At 37.7% G+C, this 811-nt stretch carries 1 protein-coding gene; it reads left to right on the top strand.

The window, feature by feature from the left end:
* Positions 1–811: NAD(P)H-dependent oxidoreductase (locus QZ359_RS09020; RefSeq protein WP_293965901.1), on the top strand; the 811-nt coding region annotated here is incomplete at both ends.

Raw genomic sequence — 811 nt, 5'->3', positions numbered from 1 at the left:
AATTTGTTGGACTTGTAGGATCAAACTACGATCAATCATATAACCGTAAACTCTTAGAATTCATCCGTCGTCACTTCAAACTCAAATTTGAATTAGAAGTCCTCGAAATTGACGAAGTTCCAATGTTTAACCAAGACGAAAAATGGGACGAAAGTTTCCAATTACGTTATTTATATAACAAAATTACTCGTGCTGATGGTGTTATCATCGCTACTCCTGAACACAACCACACAATCTCAGCTTCCCTAAAATCTGTTCTTGAATGGCTTTCATACGAAGTTCATCCATTTGAAAACAAGCCAGTCATGATTGTGGGAGCTTCTTACTACGACCAAGGTACTTCTCGTGCCCAAGTTCACCTTCGTAAGATTCTTGACGCTCCAGGTGTCAATGCCTACACACTTCCAGGAAATGAATTCCTTCTTGGTAAAGCCAAAGAAGCTTTCGACGATGAGGGCAATATCACAAATGAAGGAACTATTAATTTCCTTGAAACATGCTTGGACAACTTTGTAAAATATGTGGGAGTCGTTTCAAAATTGAAAAAACCAAAACCAATTGCACCAGAAGATTTATATTGTACAAATTCAATTGCAACTACCATTCAAGGTGTTGATCCAGACGATCCTGAATGGGTAGAAAAAGCAGCTGAACTTGTTGGAGCTGTTTCTGGAGATACTTACGTTAAATTAGACCACGGTATCTTGACAGTTAACCAAATTGACATGTTCTTGAAAGCAATGCCATTTGAGTTGACATTTGCAGATGATAATAATCAATTCTTGTACTTTAATAACGCACACCAAGATCC

Origin of the sequence: Streptococcus sp., assembly GCF_019414905.1 — a bacterium.
GTDB lineage: Bacteria > Bacillota > Bacilli > Lactobacillales > Streptococcaceae > Streptococcus.
This window is presented reverse-complemented; position numbering and strand designations above follow the sequence as displayed.